A 602-nucleotide genomic window follows, 5' to 3' on the forward strand; every position below is an offset into this window, starting at 1 on the left:
ACTAGATCACCTCCTTTCTTTGTTGATGGGACATCTAATATAGGGGGCGAATCCGTCACTGTTAAGGCCGCCATCCGGCCGGTTCGGGCACGGAACGAGGCCAATTGTACGGAAATTAGCTGTTTACCGGAGCACAAGGACGCACGCCGAAGCAGTTGAGACGGCCGTCCGACCGTGTTAGGTGATCCCGAGATGCGGGTGTAGCTCAATGGTAGAGCAGCAGCCTTCCAAGCTGAATACGAGGGTTCGATTCCCTTCACCCGCTCCAACCTCCAAATGTCGTGTGGTCTGGCGCCGCTCGTTTCAAGCGGCCTGTCGTCGTGACCGCCCGGCAGCGAATCGGCAGGTAGAGGTCGACATGCGCTCATCGACCGGCCGCGCCTTTGTCGCCATCCGCGACAGCGAGACGGCGGCCAAAAGCATGGGCATCAACGTCTCGCTCTACAAGGTGAAGTCGTTCGCGATCTCGGCTGGCATCACCGGCTTTGCCGGCGTGCTGTTCGCACACAAGCTCTCCTTCATCTCGCCCGAGATGTTCACGTTGCAGCTTTCGATCGAGTTCATCATCGTGATCCTGATCGGCGGCACCTTCAGCCTGCATG

The 602-nt window shown here is 58.6% G+C and carries 1 protein-coding gene and 1 tRNA gene; both read left to right on the forward strand.

The features are described from left to right. Positions 1-194: 194 nt before the first annotated feature. Positions 195-268: transfer RNA gene (locus ACP4IX_RS36460), tRNA-Gly, on the forward strand. Positions 269-358: 90 nt separating this feature from the next. Further along, the coding region (locus ACP4IX_RS36465) for a branched-chain amino acid ABC transporter permease (RefSeq protein WP_426558970.1) at positions 359-602 on the forward strand (244 nt) is incomplete at its 3' end.

The organism is Streptomyces sp. WG5 (assembly GCF_049974565.1).
In the GTDB taxonomy this organism is placed as follows: domain Bacteria; phylum Actinomycetota; class Actinomycetes; order Streptomycetales; family Streptomycetaceae; genus Streptomyces.